A 16,130-nucleotide genomic window follows, 5' to 3' on the forward strand; every position below is an offset into this window, starting at 1 on the left:
TCTTGCTCTATAAGTTAGTCATCACTATGCTGCAGGAGAAATCTGTCGGGTTTCTCGCTTCTGCAGCGATTGAAAATAATCGTCAAGTGCGTTGAGCTGTACATCAGCATGCTCAATACCGTTGAACGTTTTACGAAACTGACGTTCCTTATCATGCTCCGCGAGATACCAGCCCACGTGCTTTCGGGCAATACGTACGCCCATCACATCCCCGTAAAAGGCATGCACGTTCGCAACGTGTTCGTGTAACACCTGATGCTGTTCAGACAATGGGGGTGCTGCCAGGTTCTCGCCGGTTTCAAGGAAATGCAGGATTTGTTTAAAAATCCAGGGATTCCCCTGCGCCCCACGACCTATCATTATCCCATCTGCACCAGTGTACTGCAGCACTTGTTGGGCCTGCAGCGCGGACGTAATATCACCATTTGCGATAACCGGAATAGATACTGCTTCCTTAATCGATTTTATGGTGTCGTACTCTGCTACCCCTTTGTACATACAGGCTCGGGTTCTACCGTGAACAGCCAAAGACTGTATGCCGTTTTGCTCTGCAATGCGTGCAATATCTACACCATTGCGATTATCCGTGTTCCAGCCTGTTCTTATCTTCAGCGTTACCGGCACATCTACTGCATTAACCACTGCCTGAACAATGGATTCAACCAATGCCGGGTATTGCAATAACGCTGACCCAGCCAGCTTTTTATTAACCTTTTTCGCCGGACAACCCATATTAATATCAATAATCTGCGCACCGTTTGATACATTAAACTGCGCAGCTTGAGCCATTAGCGCTGGGTCGGCCCCGGCAATCTGCACCGAGCGAATACCTTCTTCGCCGGTGTGGTCCATGCGGTGCATAGACTTGGCCGTGTTCCACACTTTTGGATTGCTTGATAGCATCTCTGATACCACAAGCCCCGCGCCCATCCGGCGACACATTTGCCTGAACGGGCGGTCAGTGACGCCTGCCATAGGTGCCAACATCAAATTGTTATCCAATTTATACGGACCGATCTGCATGGTTAACAATCCATTAGTTGCGCGGAATTTGAACACTTGGCTAAAACGGGGCGCTAAGTGTACGCATTTTCACAACCCTTGAAAAGGCTAAAATTCACACAAAATTTATCTTTTTGCTATTGACAGTTTTCGTTGGATTTGCGTCACAGGGCTTATTTAATAAGGGATGAGCCTGACTTGCTCAGACTCTGTACAGAAAAAAATATCGGCACACCAGATAATTATGACCGACGTGTGCCAGAGACCCTGGCCCATTCGCCGTCAATTTGCGTTTTATCTAATATAAAGTCGCGGGCGTAAGCCGTTTCTATATTTTGCGCCAGTTCAGCCAAAATACCGGATAAGACTAACCTGCCACCGGGCTTACAAAAGCCGGTAATGACGTCCTGTAATGCTAATAATGGTCCTGACAGGATGTTCGCCATCACGACATCAACCTGAATGTCGGGCTGATACGCCGGTAAATATACCTCCAGGCGCTCGGCCACCTCGTTACGGCGGGCGTTTTCTTCGCTGGCCAGCAATGCCTGGGGATCGATATCTATACCCACCACCCGGCTGGCGCCTAATTTAAGTGCCGCGAGCGCTAAAATGCCTGAACCACAACCAAAGTCGACCACGCTTTTGTCGGCCACCGGCTCACTATCGAGCCAGCGTAAACACATTGCGGTGGTGGGGTGGGTACCGGTACCAAATGCCAATCCCGGATCAAGCATCACATTCACTGCATTCGCATCGGGCACATCGCGCCATGAAGGGCAAATCCACAGGCGGTCACCAAATTGCATAGGGTGGAAGTTGTCCATCCATTCGCGTTCCCAGTCTTTATCTTCTAACGGGTCAAGTTTGTGAAAGAAGTCAGGCCCCAATATTTTTGATTTACTCAACCGCTGGATGACTCCCGTCATGTCCTGGGTCGCTTCAAACAGTCCTACCACCTGGGTGTCTGGCCATAATATTACCTCGCCCGGTTTGGGCTCATATACCGGCGTGTTTTTAGCGTCTAGGAAGGTCACTGCCTGTGCGCCATTTGCGGTAAGCATGGTGCCTACCTGTTGGGCTTGCTCGGCAGATGTGTTTATTCGAAGTTGTAACCAGGCCATGTCTGTCGTTTGTATTGGTGAGTATGTCCCTATGGTATCAGTTTCTTCGGCTTTGCCACCAACCCTCAGGCGTAAAAAATTGATTGGGGAATAGCGAATAGCCGCGCTTTATATTGGTAAAGGCGGCTAAAAGTGCTAATTTTTAGGTATCTGTATGCTGATTGGTTTGGCTTTGTTGAACGCTCGTTGGTTGTGGTGTCTTGTAGGGTGTTGTCTTTGTACGTTGGTTTCGGCCAGAGATATTACTGTGGTTGCCGGGTGGAACAAGCCGCCTTATATTATTACCGAAGGTGCGCAAGGCTTTGAAATGGAGTTAGCGGCGACTATTTTGACACGTATGGGCCACCACATGAAACCGGTGTTTGTGCCTTTTGGTCGTAGCGCCCGCCAGTTAGAAAATGGGGTGGGGGATATGGTGCTGACGGTAAGCGACCAGCATAACGTGGCCCGGCATCTGCTTTCAGATATCTATGTTGAATACCAAAACGCTGCGGTAACCCTGGCCTCTCGGAATTTGGCCATCACTACGTCCGCCGATTTACGCCAGTATACGGTACTTGCGTTTCAAACCGCCCGCGACGTACTGGGCCCCGAATTCAGTCAGGCCATCACCGGTCATCAGGGGTATGTCGAAATCGCTGCGCAGGACCGCCAGGTGAAAATGTTGTTATTAGGCAGCGTGGATGTCGCGGTGATGGATAAGAACATTTTTAGCTGGCTACGGGGGCAGCTGTCACCGCGGTTTCAAAAAGATGTTACATTTCATCCCCTGTTCGAGAAAAGCTATTACCGGGCAGCGATTGTTGATGATGAGCTAAGGCGCGACTTTAATCTGCAGTTGGCCTTGATTAAGCAAGATGGGACTTACCAGGCTTTGCTGGAAAAGTATCGGTTGGCCTACCCGGGGGTACCGGCTGAACGGTAGGCTTTTTGCGATAGCCTTTTTGCTTTAACGGCAGCTTCATGATGTACTGAATTTATTCTGTATTTATCGTCAAGGACGCGTTGATGCATCTTTATAGCGCCACTGCATTATTATTTTTATCGCTACTTCAAGGCTGTAGCAGTTCGGCCCCGGCCACTGGTGGGCAAACCGCTCCCAATCCCTCGCGCTCGTATGATAAGGCTGCTGCCAACTGGTTAGACAAACCAGCCTACCTACAGCGCCAGGCAATCCTTGATCGTACCTTATCGGTAGAAGCCCTCACCCGTGGCTATCTTGAGCGTATTAGCCAACTTGATAGCAATCTGCATAGCATTATTGCGTTAAACCCTGATGCGCTGGAGCAAGCCAGGGCAATGGATCAGGCACTGGCGACACAACATATTTCGCCCGGCCCACTCTATGGTTTACCGGTACTGTTAAAAGACAATATCGAAACCCTGGCGCTACCCACCACCGCCGGCTCACAAGCACTGCGTACCAACGATACCCGCCGCGATGCGCCGCTGGTGGCAAACCTGCGGGCTGCCGGTGCCATCATTTTGGGTAAAACAAACCTGTCAGAGTGGGCTAACTTTCGATCCGAGTCGTCGGTAAGTGGGTGGAGCGGCGTGGGTGGTCTGACTCGCAACCCGTACAATCTGGCCCGCTCCGCGTGTGGGTCGTCTTCTGGTTCCGGCGCCGCAATATCCGCCGATCTGGCTTCTTTGGCCGTGGGCACCGAAACTAACGGCTCTATTATCTGTCCTTCTGCCTTCAATGGTATCGTGGGGTTTAAACCTACGGTGGGCGCTATCTCAAGACGCCATATTGTGCCTATATCAGCAAGTCAGGACACAGCAGGCCCCATGGTAAAGACTGTGACCGATGCCGCCTTGATGGCCAGTATTATGGCCGCCAGGGATAACCAGGATGAGGCTACCCTGGATCCAGCCTGGACTGCCATTGCGCCGTTACCGCCCCAGCCGGCAGGGCTTAAAGGAAAGCGTGTTGGGGTAGTGCGCTTTGCACAAGGTGACGATAATGCCGTCATTACAGCCTATAATGCGGCCCTTCAAACGTTGGAAGAGCAGGGCGCCGAATTAGTCGAATTGACGGCTTTCAAAACACCAGAGACGTTTTGGGAAGATGCCTACTATGTATTACTGGCCGAATTTAAAACCGGCGTGAACGCGTATTTAGCCGATAGCCCGGCGCCTCTTAAAACAACTACCCTGGCACAGCTAATTGCGTTTAACCAAAGTAGTGAACACGAAATGGTGATATTCAATCAGGATATATTTGAGCAAGCCCAGGCTACGGAAGGGGCTACCGGGGATAAGTATCAGCAAGCGTTGGCGCGCATACAACAGGCCAGTCGCCAGCAAGGAATAGATAAACTTATAAAGGACCACCAACTGGACATTCTGGTAGCGCCCACTAATCAGCCTGCTTTTTTAATTGATCTAGTCTATGGCGATCATGCGCCTAATGGCTTTATTGGGATTGGTTATCTGGCTGCCATCGCAGGATACCCCCATCTAACGGTACCTTCAGCGATGCTAAAAGGGATACCGATAGGCTTGAGCTTTATTGGAGCGAAATGGCAGGATAACGAGGTACTCGCAGCGGGGCAGGCTTTCGAGGCCGCGCATGCGCCTATCCCGGCTCCCACGCTGCCCAGCGATGATAGTGCTATACCTGTGTTTCAGCCGGGGTTGACAAGTGCCCCGCCGGGGCTAAACCAGCCCCGTTAATGCCGATGATACCCTGACCTGCTATGTGCTACAACGCGGTTAGCAATAATGGCGTAGCCATAGTGGGAATTTTTCACGATAGTAAGCGAGGGATCGGGAAAGCATAGGCAAAGTAGCGGGTAGCCCTATAATAACGCCGCCACAACCGAAAGATAGGAGGCTGAGAGAAAGCCGTTGCACAAAGGCGCCACCGGGTTCGCGGCGCTGCTTGGCGTGTCTGACTTACCGGTTCAGCCAATCTGGTAGATCGCATCTAGCCTGGCCGTTTAACCCAGGCGCTACACCAGCCATCCGCATTTACCAGTTTGCCAGGGAAGATAGCACAGGGCCGCTGTTGCTTACCGTCTTCACCCTGAATATACATGCAGTTGCCACACTTGGCGCCATCTACGGTGGATTTTGCCGTATAGTTTAATGCTTTAGCGGTAGGATCTTCTGCGCTTAACACATCCTGAGCGTGTGCCCTTAGCGCGGTTCCACCTAGTGTCATGCCTATAAAGGTAGTCCCTGTCATGCGCAGGAAGTCACGACGATTTACAGATTTCATAACAAGCTCCGGTTATATGTAAACGATAATGATTTTTTTTTATACCTGTCTTAAAACACAAAAACCTGCCTAATCAGGCAGGTTTGGGTGCTAAAGCATAACAATGCTATGACTGTAGTTTACCTCTAAATATCCATTTTTGCAGTGTTTTTAACGTTCGCTCAGGTGGATTACCCGCAGGCCCATGGCCCTATTCCGGTTTCGCGTAGGGGTAGCGTCCTATCCGGGATGCGCGATAGTAAGTATCCAGCCCGGCCACACTTGCCACATTGTGCGTCGCTAAGTCTATACGGCCCGACTCATCAATACCCGTAGCATCCAGCCATACCTCTTCAATACTGCCTATTACAAACTGAGTATTGTTAAGCGCAATGGGGGTAATCGATTGGAGTTGCATCGCCAGCTTAATTGGGCTTTGCTGTACAAATGGGGCGGCAAAGGTATCGCTATACCAGGCCGTAAGGCCAGTGGCGTCAAACTCGCTTACCTCGCTTGGGTAGCGGGCCGAAGTTTGGTGCGCCTGTTGCGTCCAATGGGTACTTACATGATTGATGGTATAAACGCCGGTAGCGTTAATATTATCCAGGGTGTCGCGTACTACGGTATGTGGGCGCATAACCATTCCCAGTAAAGGTGGGTTAGCACCTACATGAACCACCGAGCTAACTATGGCTACGTTTTCTTGCTGGCCCCTTTGCGCACAGGTCCCTATCAAATTCGCGCTTTTAAACCCGGATAAGCAATTAATAAAACTGGCGCGAAACCGGTCCGGCATTTGTTCAATAGCATGGCGGCTTATGCAGGATTCAGTCATTCTCCCTATTCACCTCAACCGACAACTCCTCACCCTGACCATGTACCGTCATTTCAATCGGCTGGCAGCACACCTGGCAATCAAGCACTTGCATATGCCCGATATCATTAATTTCATCTATCTCGACAACATTCGGTTCCATGCAATAAGGGCAGCTAAAAGAAGCGGGGGTGGTTAGGCTCATAAATCACCTTACTAAAATTTTATTAAAACAGTGAATATGCTTACGAACCATTATTGGGGTTGGATTGGTACTTATGGTGTTACCTTGAATAACTACGGAAGAGAGCGCGTGAGTAATTCAAACAAGCTTGGCCACTGTCCATTGTGTCATCGTTATACCCGACTGACCTTTCATCATCTGGTACCCAGAAAACTACATCGACGGCGCCATTTTCGTAAAAATCTGAGTTTTGCTGAGCGCAACCGGGGCGTAGCGGTATGCCGTCAGTGCCATGATGCAATTCACCGGTTTTATACTGAAATGGAACTGGCTAAACACTTTACCTCGTTGGCCCGATTGCAGCAGGACGAAAAGCTGGCCCGTCACTTTGAATGGGTAGCTAAACAAGCGGTGCGGGTGTAGTACCTGCATTGATGCAGGAGGTACTTCCGGCCCAGGGCGTGGATGGCGCTACCCCGCCTAGAATGCTTGCGCTATTACTGCCTATTTATAGCCGGCTGGTCCAGGCAGCAACATGAGGTAGCCAAAAATAACGTAATTTGCGCTTCTTACTTAGCGGGATTAGTTTGCCTCTCCGATACCCTTACTGCAGGTTTTAGCGCGGTCAAACGCCTCATCAATAAGTGCCAATTTATTCACAAAACATTGAGCTTTCCCTGTATATGTATACACTGTTTGGTGTGTTGTTGTACGGTGGGTGTCCATGCGAAAAGAGCTTCCAGAAAGATATTATCTTGATCACTTCTTCGAATTTTTAGGTTTTTTTGAAGCCGACAGCAAAGTATTGCTGGACGCCGAAACTTTAGGCTTTATTGAACGCTTCAACGCGCTAGACGAGCCCGCCCAGTGTATTATTGCGCGCGCGGCTAACCGCAAGTATGCGATTATCAATCGCACCCAGTTTAATTATCCGGAAATACCTGAAGCTCAGGCACATATAGACCGGCTCATTTCACAAGGTTGGTTTGGCCCGCTAACGCAGGTATCGGAGCAGGATTTTGCTGGTGTAGTAACTAAAAACGACTTGCTGACTTACCTGGCTCAATATGCCATCCCGGGAAAGTATGCATCGCTGAAAAAAGCCGAGCTGGTTACCCTGCTATTTACGCAAATAGCGCAGCACGGCTGGCCGCAGAATTTGCCGCAAAATGATTATCTGGTAAAACGCTTTGAACCTGCATTACGTTATTTATTATTCTTGTATTTTGGCAATACCCGGGGGCGGTTAAATCAATTCTCAATGCGCGATCTGGGTATTATGCGAACTCGAGCAGATGCTGCGATTACCCAGGCGCGCTTTGCCGAAGCGAACCAGGCTACCGCTGCTTTTTGGTATGCTAGTGCGCTGGATGCACTACCTTATTGTAGTGAAACCGAACTCCTTGCGTATGCTAAGCGGCCGATAGGCGAGTTGTCTGATCCTGTCACCTTGGATTATGCCGAACGGTTTCTACATAAGCTCGGCATGCGACTGCTGCCTATTGCCCGCGCAACCGGGTTAAGCGTATTGGAAGTGGCGCCGGGCGATGCCTCCAAAGAGAAGTGGTTACGCGAATGCTATAAAGGTGAGCAAAAAGAGCTGGTGAAAGCGCATCTTGAAGCGCTGATAGATAATCCGCCTTCAGACACCTTGCTGGCCTTCGCAGAAGACTTTTACGCCCGTAAATACCATAAAAAACGCACCAGTACGGTTACCGATATGCTGCGCAATGCCAGTACAACCTTGCAACTGGATATTAGCCAGAATCAAAGTGTCGAGCAGGGCGTGATTGCTTGGTATAAGCGCCAGGACATGAGTGCCTGGCGGACTGAGAACCGTTTGTGGCGAACGCTTTTTGGCTTAACATTCTGGTCGATACTTTTTGAAAAAGATCAGCTGGTGACAGAGTTTGACCGCCGTCCGAAAAGCCTCAAATTCAATACATTTTATACCAGCTTTAGCGAAGATATTGACGGCTTGTTGGACAGCCTTGAAAGTACGGCACAATGGTTACTGCATTTGACCAAAATGGCCAGTTGTCACTATGGCAAGGTTAATAGTGTATTTATGTGGCGGCGCAACCAGTTGGATACGGTTAAAGTATTGCTTGAACAGGTTCCCCTAACCCAGATCAAAGCCTTGCTGCTGATGATGTGTAAAGATTATGCCAGCCTGTGCGATGGGTTTCCCGATATTATGGTGCAGGACAGCCAGGGCCTGCGGTTTGAAGAGATTAAAGCCCCAGGCGATGTATTGCGACGTAATCAGTTAGTTACTATCCAACGGTTGCAGCAAGCGGGATTTCGCGTGCAAATTACTCAGGTGCAGTGGTTTCACGACCCGCATCAGCCATATGTTGTGGTAGATATAGAAACCACCGGGGGCAACAATGGTTATCATCGTATTACCGAAATCGGTATGGTCAAAATGATTAATGGCGAAATTGTGGATACCTGGCAATCACTCATCAACCCACAGCGCCATATTCCTTCCTCCATCACCCGGCTTACTGGCATTAGCAACCAAATGGTGGCCGATGCGCCCTTATTCAGTGAACTGGCAGAATCAGTAGCGCGTTTCACCGAAGATTGTGTGTTTGTGGCACACAACGTGAATTTTGATTATGGCTTCATTCGGCAGGAATTTGCCCGCCTGGAGCAACCTTTCAGGCGCCCTAAATTGTGTACGGTGGTGCAAATGCGACGAGCATGTCCTGGGCTGCGTTCTTATTCTCTGGCAGCGCTCACAGAACATTTTGATATCAGTATGACTCGGCATCACCGGGCACTATCTGATGCGCAGGCTGCAGCGGCCTTATTAACTATAATTCACGAAAAAACCGCCTCAGAAACGGTAAATTAGGCGGGACATAAACAGGCTGATAATGAGGTTGAAAATGTTGTCGATGGACGACGCGACCCTGTCGCGAATTATTGAAATGGCCTGGGAGGACCGAACGCCTTTTGAAGCCATTGAACGGCGTTTTGGGTTAGCTGAAAAGCAGGTGGTGAGCCTAATGCGAAGGCAATTAAAACGCAAAACGTTTACTAATTGGCGTGCCCGGGTAAGCGGGCGGCGTACCAAGCACCAGGCGCTTCGTCCAGCGGGTATCAGCCGCGGATACTGCCGTTCCCAATATAAGCCGGCAGGGGCCAATAAGTAAGCCGGGTAAAGTTGGTCCTTGTAACCTCTTTATTGATCCAGACGCGCACCGGCCGGGGTAGGTTGGGGCTACTGCTACCCACTGCTGCCCACAGTTGGAGGCGTCACCAGAGCTTATTGCAGCATACTGGTGGGTTAGCCCGGTAAAGGATTCGCTAAGGCTTACGATTAAATTACAAAATCGTAATCTGAGCCTGCTGAACTCGGCGATAAACATCGGCGTATCTACTAATGCACTGTAATAAGTGTGTACGCGTTCTTGCTATTGGCCCACTTAAACGTGGGCCTTTTTTTAATCTAAAAAGACATTAATGCCAATTTGTACCCGGTGCGTTCCATCGACGGTATCATAGCCCAGAAACCAGCTGGTATTCGGCACGCCGCTAAGGGTTCCGAAAAAATCTAATGAGTAGCCATGGCCGGTATCAATGAATTCTTCGGTAAGCGTGCCTCGAGGGCCAAACCCTTCGCTGGTATAAGAATAATAGGTTGCATAACCTAATAAACCGACGCGGGTATCAAGCTCCCCGGTAAACCCGGCAACCATTTTGGTTTGCGAGTCATCTATGCGCTGTACCCACTCTATGGTGCCCGCGTGCTCCTCGCCCAAATCATACTTATATTCTAGACGAATAAAATTGCCACTGAGCATCCGTTCAATACTGGCTTCCATGCTTTGCCCGTCATCCAGGGCAGTCGAATATTCTAACTCGAAGTAATTGAGTTCATCAGGGAAATCCAGGGCATGCGCAGCGTCAAGATTTTCAAGATTACCTACTACCAATTCAAAGGCGCTGTCTTCGTCCTGTTGCACGACTTGGCGAATCCCTTTTATCCAACCGTCCTTTGATAAGCCGGACAGGGAAATGGAGCCTTTATAGGTGGGGAGTACCCCAATCTCGGTTTTGCCTTTGCCATACGATTTACGCAAAAACAGGCGGCGCAGATAGATGGGTTCTGCCGATCCGTCCAGGCTGTTGTGGGTAGAATTAAACCCGCTCCCGGTAGTGATAAGGCCATTGACACTGAGCGAGTCGTCGTCGGTAAGTGTAATTGTAGGGTAATAGCGCAAACGATATTGCCATTTTTCTTCTTTATCGCTACGTCCTTCCATCCGCACTTCAGCATCAACGGTATGATAATAAGGGGCATCATCGGCGATAGCCGGTAACAGCAAATAAGCGGGCATTAGCAAGACCCAAAAACACCAGATAGGTTTGTTCATGAGAAAAATTTAATGAATGTTTTAGCTTATACATGAACAGGTTGCAGGCAGGTTTATATTATGTAAAAAAACCGGTGGCAAATGCCACCGGCCAATAATGGAGATACACTCCACAAGGACTACCTTCAAAAGGGAACACATGTTAAATCCAGGGAGACTCGATTCAACAGGCGTAAGAGTACACCGGTTGCTGATTCAGGGAAATTTATAAAAATGGATTAGTTTAATCGCTTTTTTGAAAAGTAGGGTGGGGCTATCTGACGCTGTACCAGACATAAAAAACGCCTCGTAAAGAGGCGTTATTAAGCAGACTATTTGACCACTTACTCGGGTTTCGCTAAGCCCAGTTTTTTCTCTAGGTAGTGAATATTTGTACCACCTGCAGAGAAGTTTTCGTCGGCCATAATTCTACGCTGTAATGGAATATTGGTTTTGATTCCCTCAACCACCAACTCATCCAATGCATGACGCATTCTGGCAATGGCTTCATCACGGCTTTCGCCATAGGTAATAAGCTTGCCAATCATTGAATCGTAATAGGGGGGAACGGTATAACCTGCATAAATATGCGAATCCCAGCGTACCCCTAAGCCACCTGGCGAATGAAACATATTGATGGTACCAGGGCTGGGAATAAACGATTGCGGATCTTCAGCATTAATACGACATTCAATCGCATGGCCACGAATCTGAATTTGCGACTGATCAATGGACAACGGCTGACCGCCGGCTATACGTAGCTGCTCTTTAATCAAATCAACCCCGGTAATCATTTCAGATACAGGATGCTCTACCTGGATCCGGGTATTCATTTCAATAAAGTAAAATTCACCGTTTTCGTATAAAAACTCAAACGTGCCGGCTCCGCGATAGCTTATTTCAACACACGCACGACGGCAACGGTCGCCAATTTTGTTGCGCATTTGCTCTGAAATACCGGGCGCCGGGGCTTCTTCCACTACTTTTTGATGGCGGCGCTGCATAGAACAGTCACGTTCACCCAGATGGATAGCGTTGCCCTGGCCGTCTGCCAAAATCTGAATTTCCACGTGCCGTGGATTTTCCAGAAATTTCTCCATGTAGACGGTAGAGTTACCAAAAGCCGCACCGGCTTCAGCCTGTGTGGTTTCAATAGCAGAGACCAGTTCAGATTCCTTACGAACGACCCGCATACCCCGGCCACCACCGCCGCCGGCGGCTTTTACAATAATCGGGTAGCCGATACGTTTGGCGATACTTTTGTTTTTCTCAGCATCGTCAGTTAACGGTCCGTCTGACCCGGGCACACAGGGTACGCCCGCTTTTTTCATGGCGTTGATGGCCGACACTTTGTCGCCCATTAAATTAATGGTCTCAGCAGTAGGGCCTACAAATATGAAGCCGCTTTTTTCTACTGCTTCTGCAAACTCTGCGTTCTCTGCTAAAAAGCCATAGCCAGGGTGTATAGCGATTGAATTAGTGACTTCCGCTGCCGCAATAATACGGGGGATATTCAAATAGCTTTCGGTGGCCGATGCATTGCCAATACAAATTGACTCGTCAGCCAGCAATACGTGTTTAAGATTACGATCAGCCGTGGAATGCACCGCTACCGTTTTTATACCGAGTTCTTTGCAGGCGCGTAATATACGCAATGCAATCTCTCCCCGGTTTGCGATAAGTACTTTATCTAGCATAAGCCTCAGCCTGATTATTCGATGATGAACAGAGGTTGGTCGAACTCTACCGGATCTTGGTTATCTACCAGAATCGCCTTCACCACACCCGCTTTGTCAGATTCAATCTGGTTCATCATTTTCATCGCTTCAACAATACACAGGGTATCGCCAACGTTGACGGACTGACCTACTTCTACAAATGACTTGGCCGTAGGAGAAGATGCACGATAGAAAGTGCCTACCATAGGCGACTTAACCTGGTGACCTGTTGGGCCAGCAGGCTCTGCTTCGGCTACCGGCGCCGGGGCATGCGCAACAGGAGCTGGTGGCGGCGCCACACTGTAGTTCATTGGCGCCGCACTAGCGCTAGGCCCACGATGTATACGTACAGACTCTTCGCCTTCGGTAATTTCCAGCTCGGCAATGCCAGATTCTTCTACCAGCTCGATGAGTTTCTTAATTTTTCTAATATCCATTATTCAGTCTCTGCTTATTTGGTCGGATGATTGGATTGATATAGGTTCAATGCAGCAGTCAGGGCAAGTTGGTACCCCAGGGCACCAAGGCCTAAAATAACACCGGCTGCAACATCGCTAAGATAAGAGTGATGCCGGAACGGCTCTCGGGCGTGAACATTAGACAAATGCACTTCTATAAAAGGAATGTTCACACTAAGTAAGGCATCTCGCAGGGCAATACTGGTGTGAGTAAACGCACCAGGATTAATAATAATAGCATCGACATTATCGATGGCGGCATGAATCCGGTCGATAAGCGCATGTTCCGCATTGGACTGAAAATGTTGCAGGCGAGCGCCCGCCTCAGTTGCCAACGCAGACAAATTATCAACAATGGCATCTAATGTAAGATGTCCATAAGTTTGCGGTTCACGTTTACCCAACATATTTAGGTTGGGGCCGTTGAGTAATAAAATTTCCATAAAAATGCTGCTATCTTGCGTATAACTGACCGATTAACCCTAATCTAAGCAAATTTTGGCGCGGGTTGCACGAAAAAAAGCCAGTTTTTGCCCGGTTAAATGACTTAACCGGTGATTATAGCCATACAAGTTTATTTAGCAGCAAAATACTGGTCTAATCAGGTAATATCGAAGCAAGTTTAATAGTGCCGCGAACGGTGTCTTTAGCCAGCTAAGGTTGGGCAAATCGAATTGGCACCGATGTATAGCGGCCTTCTGCCTGAGCGGTATATACAGCAAAATGCAAGTGGGGCAGTGACGTAAAGCCCGTATTGCCGGTCGCCCCGATATGCTGGCCTTTGTTTACGGTTTCCCCTATAGCCACTGTGCTACTGTGTGGTTGCAGGTGGTAGTACTCGCCGGTAGTACCATCGTCGTGCAATATACTGATGTAATTAGCATAAGGCGCATAGCGCCGGTGCGGCCCGCCCTGCGAAAAATGTTGTTGTAAGTCAATCACAACCCCGCTGCGGGCGGCGAACACAAAGGTTCCTGGTGGCGCGGCAAAGTCGAACGCATAACGCGAAGCCCCCTGGTGCGAAAAGCGCCCGTTGACCCCTTGTACAATCGGGTATTGCCCGACCGGTTGTAGCGGCCAGCCGTATATGACCGTGTCGTCATGCTGCGCATGCTGTTTGCCGCCGGTCCATTTTTTGCGCATGTCAGACCAAAACGTCTCTGGTTGCGCCAACTTACCGATAATGTGAGGGGTGGTTGAGGTTAATGCTACGGTATAGGGAGAAGGCGTAATAGCGTCGCTATATACACTTACTACTACCGGATGCGGACGGGTTAAATAAACACGCAAAACCCCGGTTTGAGGGGCCGTACTAACGCAGAACCAGTCATCAAAACAGCCCGTACGGGCATTGCCACTCATCGAGACAACCCATATCGCGCTAAGTAACCACCGCCCTACCATTAGCCCACGCCTACTGAGCCGAAGCGGTTGACCTTGCCGCCCCGTTAAAATAACTATCCACGTGCTGGGCAAAGGCTTCAGCCTGCATAAAACCAGTGACCCGGGCGTTATCCAGTTCCTGACCCTTCGTATCGAAAAACAAAATAGTGGGTAGCCCCAATACGGCAAAGTGTTGCTCAAAAGCAATATCGTCGGGGGTTCTATCGGTAAGGTCAATTTGCATCCATACCGCATCAGACAGCGCCGTAATTACCCGTTCATCGCTAAACGTGTATTTTTCAAACTCTTTACAGGCCACACACCAGTCGGCATATAAATCAAGCATGACGGGCCGGCCCTGGGCGCTGGCTTGAGCCAGCTGGGCCTGAAATTGCGACAAGCTGGCTACTTTAATAAAGGGCGGGTGCGCTACTTGCGTTGATGACTGGGTAGGTAGCAAGGTCTGATAGGCGAGCATAGCACTGCTAAACAAGCCTATAAAAATAACCAGTGCGCGGATGCCTTTAGCAAAGGTGAGGCGGGTAGGTTGATTAAGTAGTGCATAATAAGTAAAGGTACTTAACCCCAGGGCGGCCCACAGCAAATCGGATAGCGGGTGAGTCCAAAGCCGCTCAACAAACACAATGGCTACCGCTAACATCATAAAACCGAATGTGACCTTTACCACATTCATCCAGTTACCGGCTTTGGGCAGTAGTTTGCCACCGGTCATCCCAAATAGAATCAGCGGAATTCCCATCCCCAGGCTTAACACATACAAGGAAATAAACCCGGTTAGCTGATCTCCGGACTGGGCAATATACAACAGGATACCGGTTAACGGCGCCGTAGTGCAGGGCGAAGCTATCAGGCCCGACAGTACGCCCATAACAAAGACCCCGGCAATCGACCCCGCGCGCTGGCGGTTACTTAGCGCATTCATCCGGGTTTGCCAGGATGAGGGAAGTTGAAGCTCATACGAACCAAACATGGCCAATGCCAATACAATAAACAGTGCGATAAAGGTAATTAATATAGCCGGATGCTGGAGGGCGGCCTGAAACTGCATACCCGCAGACGCTACGGCTAAGCCCAATAATGAATACGTCAACGCCATGCCCTGCACATATACGAAGCTTAGCCAGGCCGCCCTTGCCATGCTGTTACGCGAGGCTTGGCCGAGCACAATACCGGATAATATAGGGTACATAGGAAACACACAGGGGGTAAAAGCTAACCCAATACCCAGGGCTAAAAACACCAATAGCGTTAGTGCGATATTTTGCTGGGAATGCAATGCCCCGGTAATATCGGTGAAATAGCTAAAGTCTGATACATCGCGCTTCTCGGGTGCGGTTTGGGTAATATCATAAGTAGGCTGAGCGGCGGTTACAGCGTCCAGGTATATCAGTTTGGTGGCGGGCGGGTAACACAATCCGGCATCCGCACAGCCTTGATAACGCAGCTTCACTATGGCGTTATCCGCGGCCTGTTCTACCGGCACCGTAAAGGAAACGCGCTGGTAGTAAACTTCAGTTTTGCCGAATGTTTCATCTTCTTTAGGCTCACCCTCGGGCAGGGTGTAGGCGCCCAGCCGGGCATCTTTTACCGCTGTTTTAAACTGCTTTCGATAAAGGTAGTATCCCGGGGCGATGGTAAAGGTAACCGTAAGCTGCTGGTCCTGCTGTTGGTAATCAAATACGAATGCTTCGTCGACCGGTAAAAATTCAGGCTCTGCGTTAAATGGCGCGCTTTCAAATGCCTGTCCCAGCCCACCGGCGGGCACCTGGGCTAACACCGGCATTACCGCGCTAACATACAACCCCAGCCATACCCACAGCCAACGTGTAACCTGCATACCCACTTTACTCCTGC

Annotated in this window: 16 protein-coding genes; 5 read left to right on the plus strand and 11 right to left on the minus strand. The window is 49.5% G+C overall.

Going from position 1 to position 16,130, the window contains the following annotated elements:
* Nucleotides 1-24: 24 nt before the first annotated feature.
* Nucleotides 25-1,023, minus strand: coding sequence for a tRNA dihydrouridine synthase DusB (gene dusB, locus D0Y50_RS00815; RefSeq protein WP_108567764.1), 999 nt, complete (start codon nt 1,021-1,023; stop codon nt 25-27).
* Nucleotides 1,024-1,244: 221 nt separating this feature from the next.
* Nucleotides 1,245-2,126 (minus strand): 50S ribosomal protein L11 methyltransferase, encoded by an 882-nt coding sequence (prmA, locus tag D0Y50_RS00820; protein WP_108567765.1) that lies wholly within the window; start codon nt 2,124-2,126, stop codon nt 1,245-1,247.
* Nucleotides 2,127-2,280: 154 nt separating this feature from the next.
* Here prmA and D0Y50_RS00825 point away from each other — a divergent pair, with 154 nt between their 5' ends.
* Nucleotides 2,281-3,051, plus strand: coding sequence for a substrate-binding periplasmic protein (locus tag D0Y50_RS00825; protein ID WP_108567766.1), 771 nt, complete (start codon nt 2,281-2,283; stop codon nt 3,049-3,051).
* Nucleotides 3,052-3,134: 83 nt separating this feature from the next.
* Nucleotides 3,135-4,805 carry an amidase gene (locus D0Y50_RS00830; RefSeq protein WP_117315029.1) on the plus strand — a complete coding sequence of 557 codons (1,671 nt, stop codon included), beginning with the start codon at nt 3,135-3,137 and terminating at the stop codon, nt 4,803-4,805.
* 253 nt (nt 4,806-5,058) lie between these two features.
* Here D0Y50_RS00830 and D0Y50_RS00835 read toward each other — a convergent pair whose 3' ends face one another.
* From D0Y50_RS00835 to D0Y50_RS00845, 3 genes are all read right to left on the minus strand, one after another.
* Nucleotides 5,059-5,352, minus strand: coding sequence for a high-potential iron-sulfur protein (locus D0Y50_RS00835; protein ID WP_108567768.1), 294 nt, complete (start codon nt 5,350-5,352; stop codon nt 5,059-5,061).
* Nucleotides 5,353-5,542: 190 nt separating this feature from the next.
* Nucleotides 5,543-6,166 (minus strand): flavin reductase family protein, encoded by a 624-nt coding sequence (locus D0Y50_RS00840; RefSeq protein WP_108567769.1) that lies wholly within the window; start codon nt 6,164-6,166, stop codon nt 5,543-5,545.
* Complete coding sequence (locus tag D0Y50_RS00845) at nt 6,159-6,350, minus strand: CPXCG motif-containing cysteine-rich protein (protein WP_108567770.1); 192 nt, start codon at nt 6,348-6,350, stop codon at nt 6,159-6,161. The genes D0Y50_RS00840 and D0Y50_RS00845 overlap by 8 nt, the downstream gene beginning before the upstream one ends.
* A gap of 108 nt (nt 6,351-6,458) precedes the next feature.
* Here D0Y50_RS00845 and D0Y50_RS00850 point away from each other — a divergent pair, with 108 nt between their 5' ends.
* From D0Y50_RS00850 to D0Y50_RS00860, 3 genes are all read left to right on the plus strand, one after another.
* On the plus strand, nt 6,459-6,752 hold the full coding sequence (locus D0Y50_RS00850) for a hypothetical protein (protein ID WP_117315031.1): 294 nt from the start codon (nt 6,459-6,461) through the stop codon (nt 6,750-6,752).
* A gap of 301 nt (nt 6,753-7,053) precedes the next feature.
* The gene (locus tag D0Y50_RS00855) at nt 7,054-9,192 is read left to right on the plus strand and encodes an exonuclease domain-containing protein (protein WP_108567772.1); all 2,139 of its coding nucleotides are present in this window, start codon (nt 7,054-7,056) and stop codon (nt 9,190-9,192) included.
* Between the two features lie 22 nt (nt 9,193-9,214).
* On the plus strand, nt 9,215-9,493 hold the full coding sequence (locus D0Y50_RS00860) for a TIGR03643 family protein (RefSeq protein WP_232366370.1): 279 nt from the start codon (nt 9,215-9,217) through the stop codon (nt 9,491-9,493).
* Between the two features lie 291 nt (nt 9,494-9,784).
* Here D0Y50_RS00860 and D0Y50_RS00865 read toward each other — a convergent pair whose 3' ends face one another.
* From D0Y50_RS00865 to D0Y50_RS00890, 6 genes are all read right to left on the minus strand, one after another.
* Complete coding sequence (locus D0Y50_RS00865; RefSeq protein WP_117315034.1) at nt 9,785-10,717, minus strand: hypothetical protein; 933 nt, start codon at nt 10,715-10,717, stop codon at nt 9,785-9,787.
* 323 nt (nt 10,718-11,040) lie between these two features.
* Entirely contained in the window at nt 11,041-12,393 is a 1,353-nt protein-coding gene (gene accC / locus D0Y50_RS00870) for an acetyl-CoA carboxylase biotin carboxylase subunit (protein WP_108567774.1), read from the minus strand.
* Between the two features lie 14 nt (nt 12,394-12,407).
* Nucleotides 12,408-12,851, minus strand: a complete 444-nt coding sequence (accB, locus tag D0Y50_RS00875) for an acetyl-CoA carboxylase biotin carboxyl carrier protein (RefSeq protein WP_108567775.1) — start codon at nt 12,849-12,851, stop codon at nt 12,408-12,410.
* Between the two features lie 14 nt (nt 12,852-12,865).
* Complete coding sequence (gene aroQ, locus D0Y50_RS00880; RefSeq protein WP_117315036.1) at nt 12,866-13,315, minus strand: type II 3-dehydroquinate dehydratase; 450 nt, start codon at nt 13,313-13,315, stop codon at nt 12,866-12,868.
* Between the two features lie 211 nt (nt 13,316-13,526).
* Nucleotides 13,527-14,276, minus strand: coding sequence for a M23 family metallopeptidase (locus D0Y50_RS00885; RefSeq protein ID WP_232366379.1), 750 nt, complete (start codon nt 14,274-14,276; stop codon nt 13,527-13,529).
* A 10-nt stretch (nt 14,277-14,286) separates the two neighbouring features.
* Nucleotides 14,287-16,059 carry a protein-disulfide reductase DsbD gene (locus D0Y50_RS00890; protein WP_117318586.1) on the minus strand — a complete coding sequence of 591 codons (1,773 nt, stop codon included), beginning with the start codon at nt 16,057-16,059 and terminating at the stop codon, nt 14,287-14,289.
* Nucleotides 16,060-16,130 lie beyond the last annotated feature (71 nt).

Source organism: Salinimonas sediminis (genome assembly GCF_003429285.1).
In the GTDB taxonomy this organism is placed as follows: domain Bacteria; phylum Pseudomonadota; class Gammaproteobacteria; order Enterobacterales; family Alteromonadaceae; genus Alteromonas; species Alteromonas indica.

Bases quoted from the DNA above. Each gene is read 5' to 3' on its own strand.
- dusB (WP_108567764.1), bottom strand. From the start codon at position 1,023: ATGCAGATCGGTCCGTATAAATTGGATAACAATTTGATGTTGGCACCT.
- prmA (WP_108567765.1), bottom strand. From the start codon at position 2,126: ATGGCCTGGTTACAACTTCGAATAAACACATCTGCCGAGCAAGCCCAA.
- D0Y50_RS00825 (WP_108567766.1), top strand. From the start codon at position 2,281: ATGCTGATTGGTTTGGCTTTGTTGAACGCTCGTTGGTTGTGGTGTCTT.
- D0Y50_RS00830 (WP_117315029.1), top strand. From the start codon at position 3,135: ATGCATCTTTATAGCGCCACTGCATTATTATTTTTATCGCTACTTCAA.
- D0Y50_RS00835 (WP_108567768.1), bottom strand. From the start codon at position 5,352: ATGAAATCTGTAAATCGTCGTGACTTCCTGCGCATGACAGGGACTACC.
- D0Y50_RS00840 (WP_108567769.1), bottom strand. From the start codon at position 6,166: ATGACTGAATCCTGCATAAGCCGCCATGCTATTGAACAAATGCCGGAC.
- D0Y50_RS00845 (WP_108567770.1), bottom strand. From the start codon at position 6,350: ATGAGCCTAACCACCCCCGCTTCTTTTAGCTGCCCTTATTGCATGGAA.
- D0Y50_RS00855 (WP_108567772.1), top strand. From the start codon at position 7,054: ATGCGAAAAGAGCTTCCAGAAAGATATTATCTTGATCACTTCTTCGAA.
- D0Y50_RS00860 (WP_232366370.1), top strand. From the start codon at position 9,215: ATGAGGTTGAAAATGTTGTCGATGGACGACGCGACCCTGTCGCGAATT.
- D0Y50_RS00865 (WP_117315034.1), bottom strand. From the start codon at position 10,717: ATGAACAAACCTATCTGGTGTTTTTGGGTCTTGCTAATGCCCGCTTAT.
- accC (WP_108567774.1), bottom strand. From the start codon at position 12,393: ATGCTAGATAAAGTACTTATCGCAAACCGGGGAGAGATTGCATTGCGT.
- accB (WP_108567775.1), bottom strand. From the start codon at position 12,851: ATGGATATTAGAAAAATTAAGAAACTCATCGAGCTGGTAGAAGAATCT.
- aroQ (WP_117315036.1), bottom strand. From the start codon at position 13,315: ATGGAAATTTTATTACTCAACGGCCCCAACCTAAATATGTTGGGTAAA.
- D0Y50_RS00885 (WP_232366379.1), bottom strand. From the start codon at position 14,276: ATGGTAGGGCGGTGGTTACTTAGCGCGATATGGGTTGTCTCGATGAGT.
- D0Y50_RS00890 (WP_117318586.1), bottom strand. From the start codon at position 16,059: ATGCCGGTGTTAGCCCAGGTGCCCGCCGGTGGGCTGGGACAGGCATTT.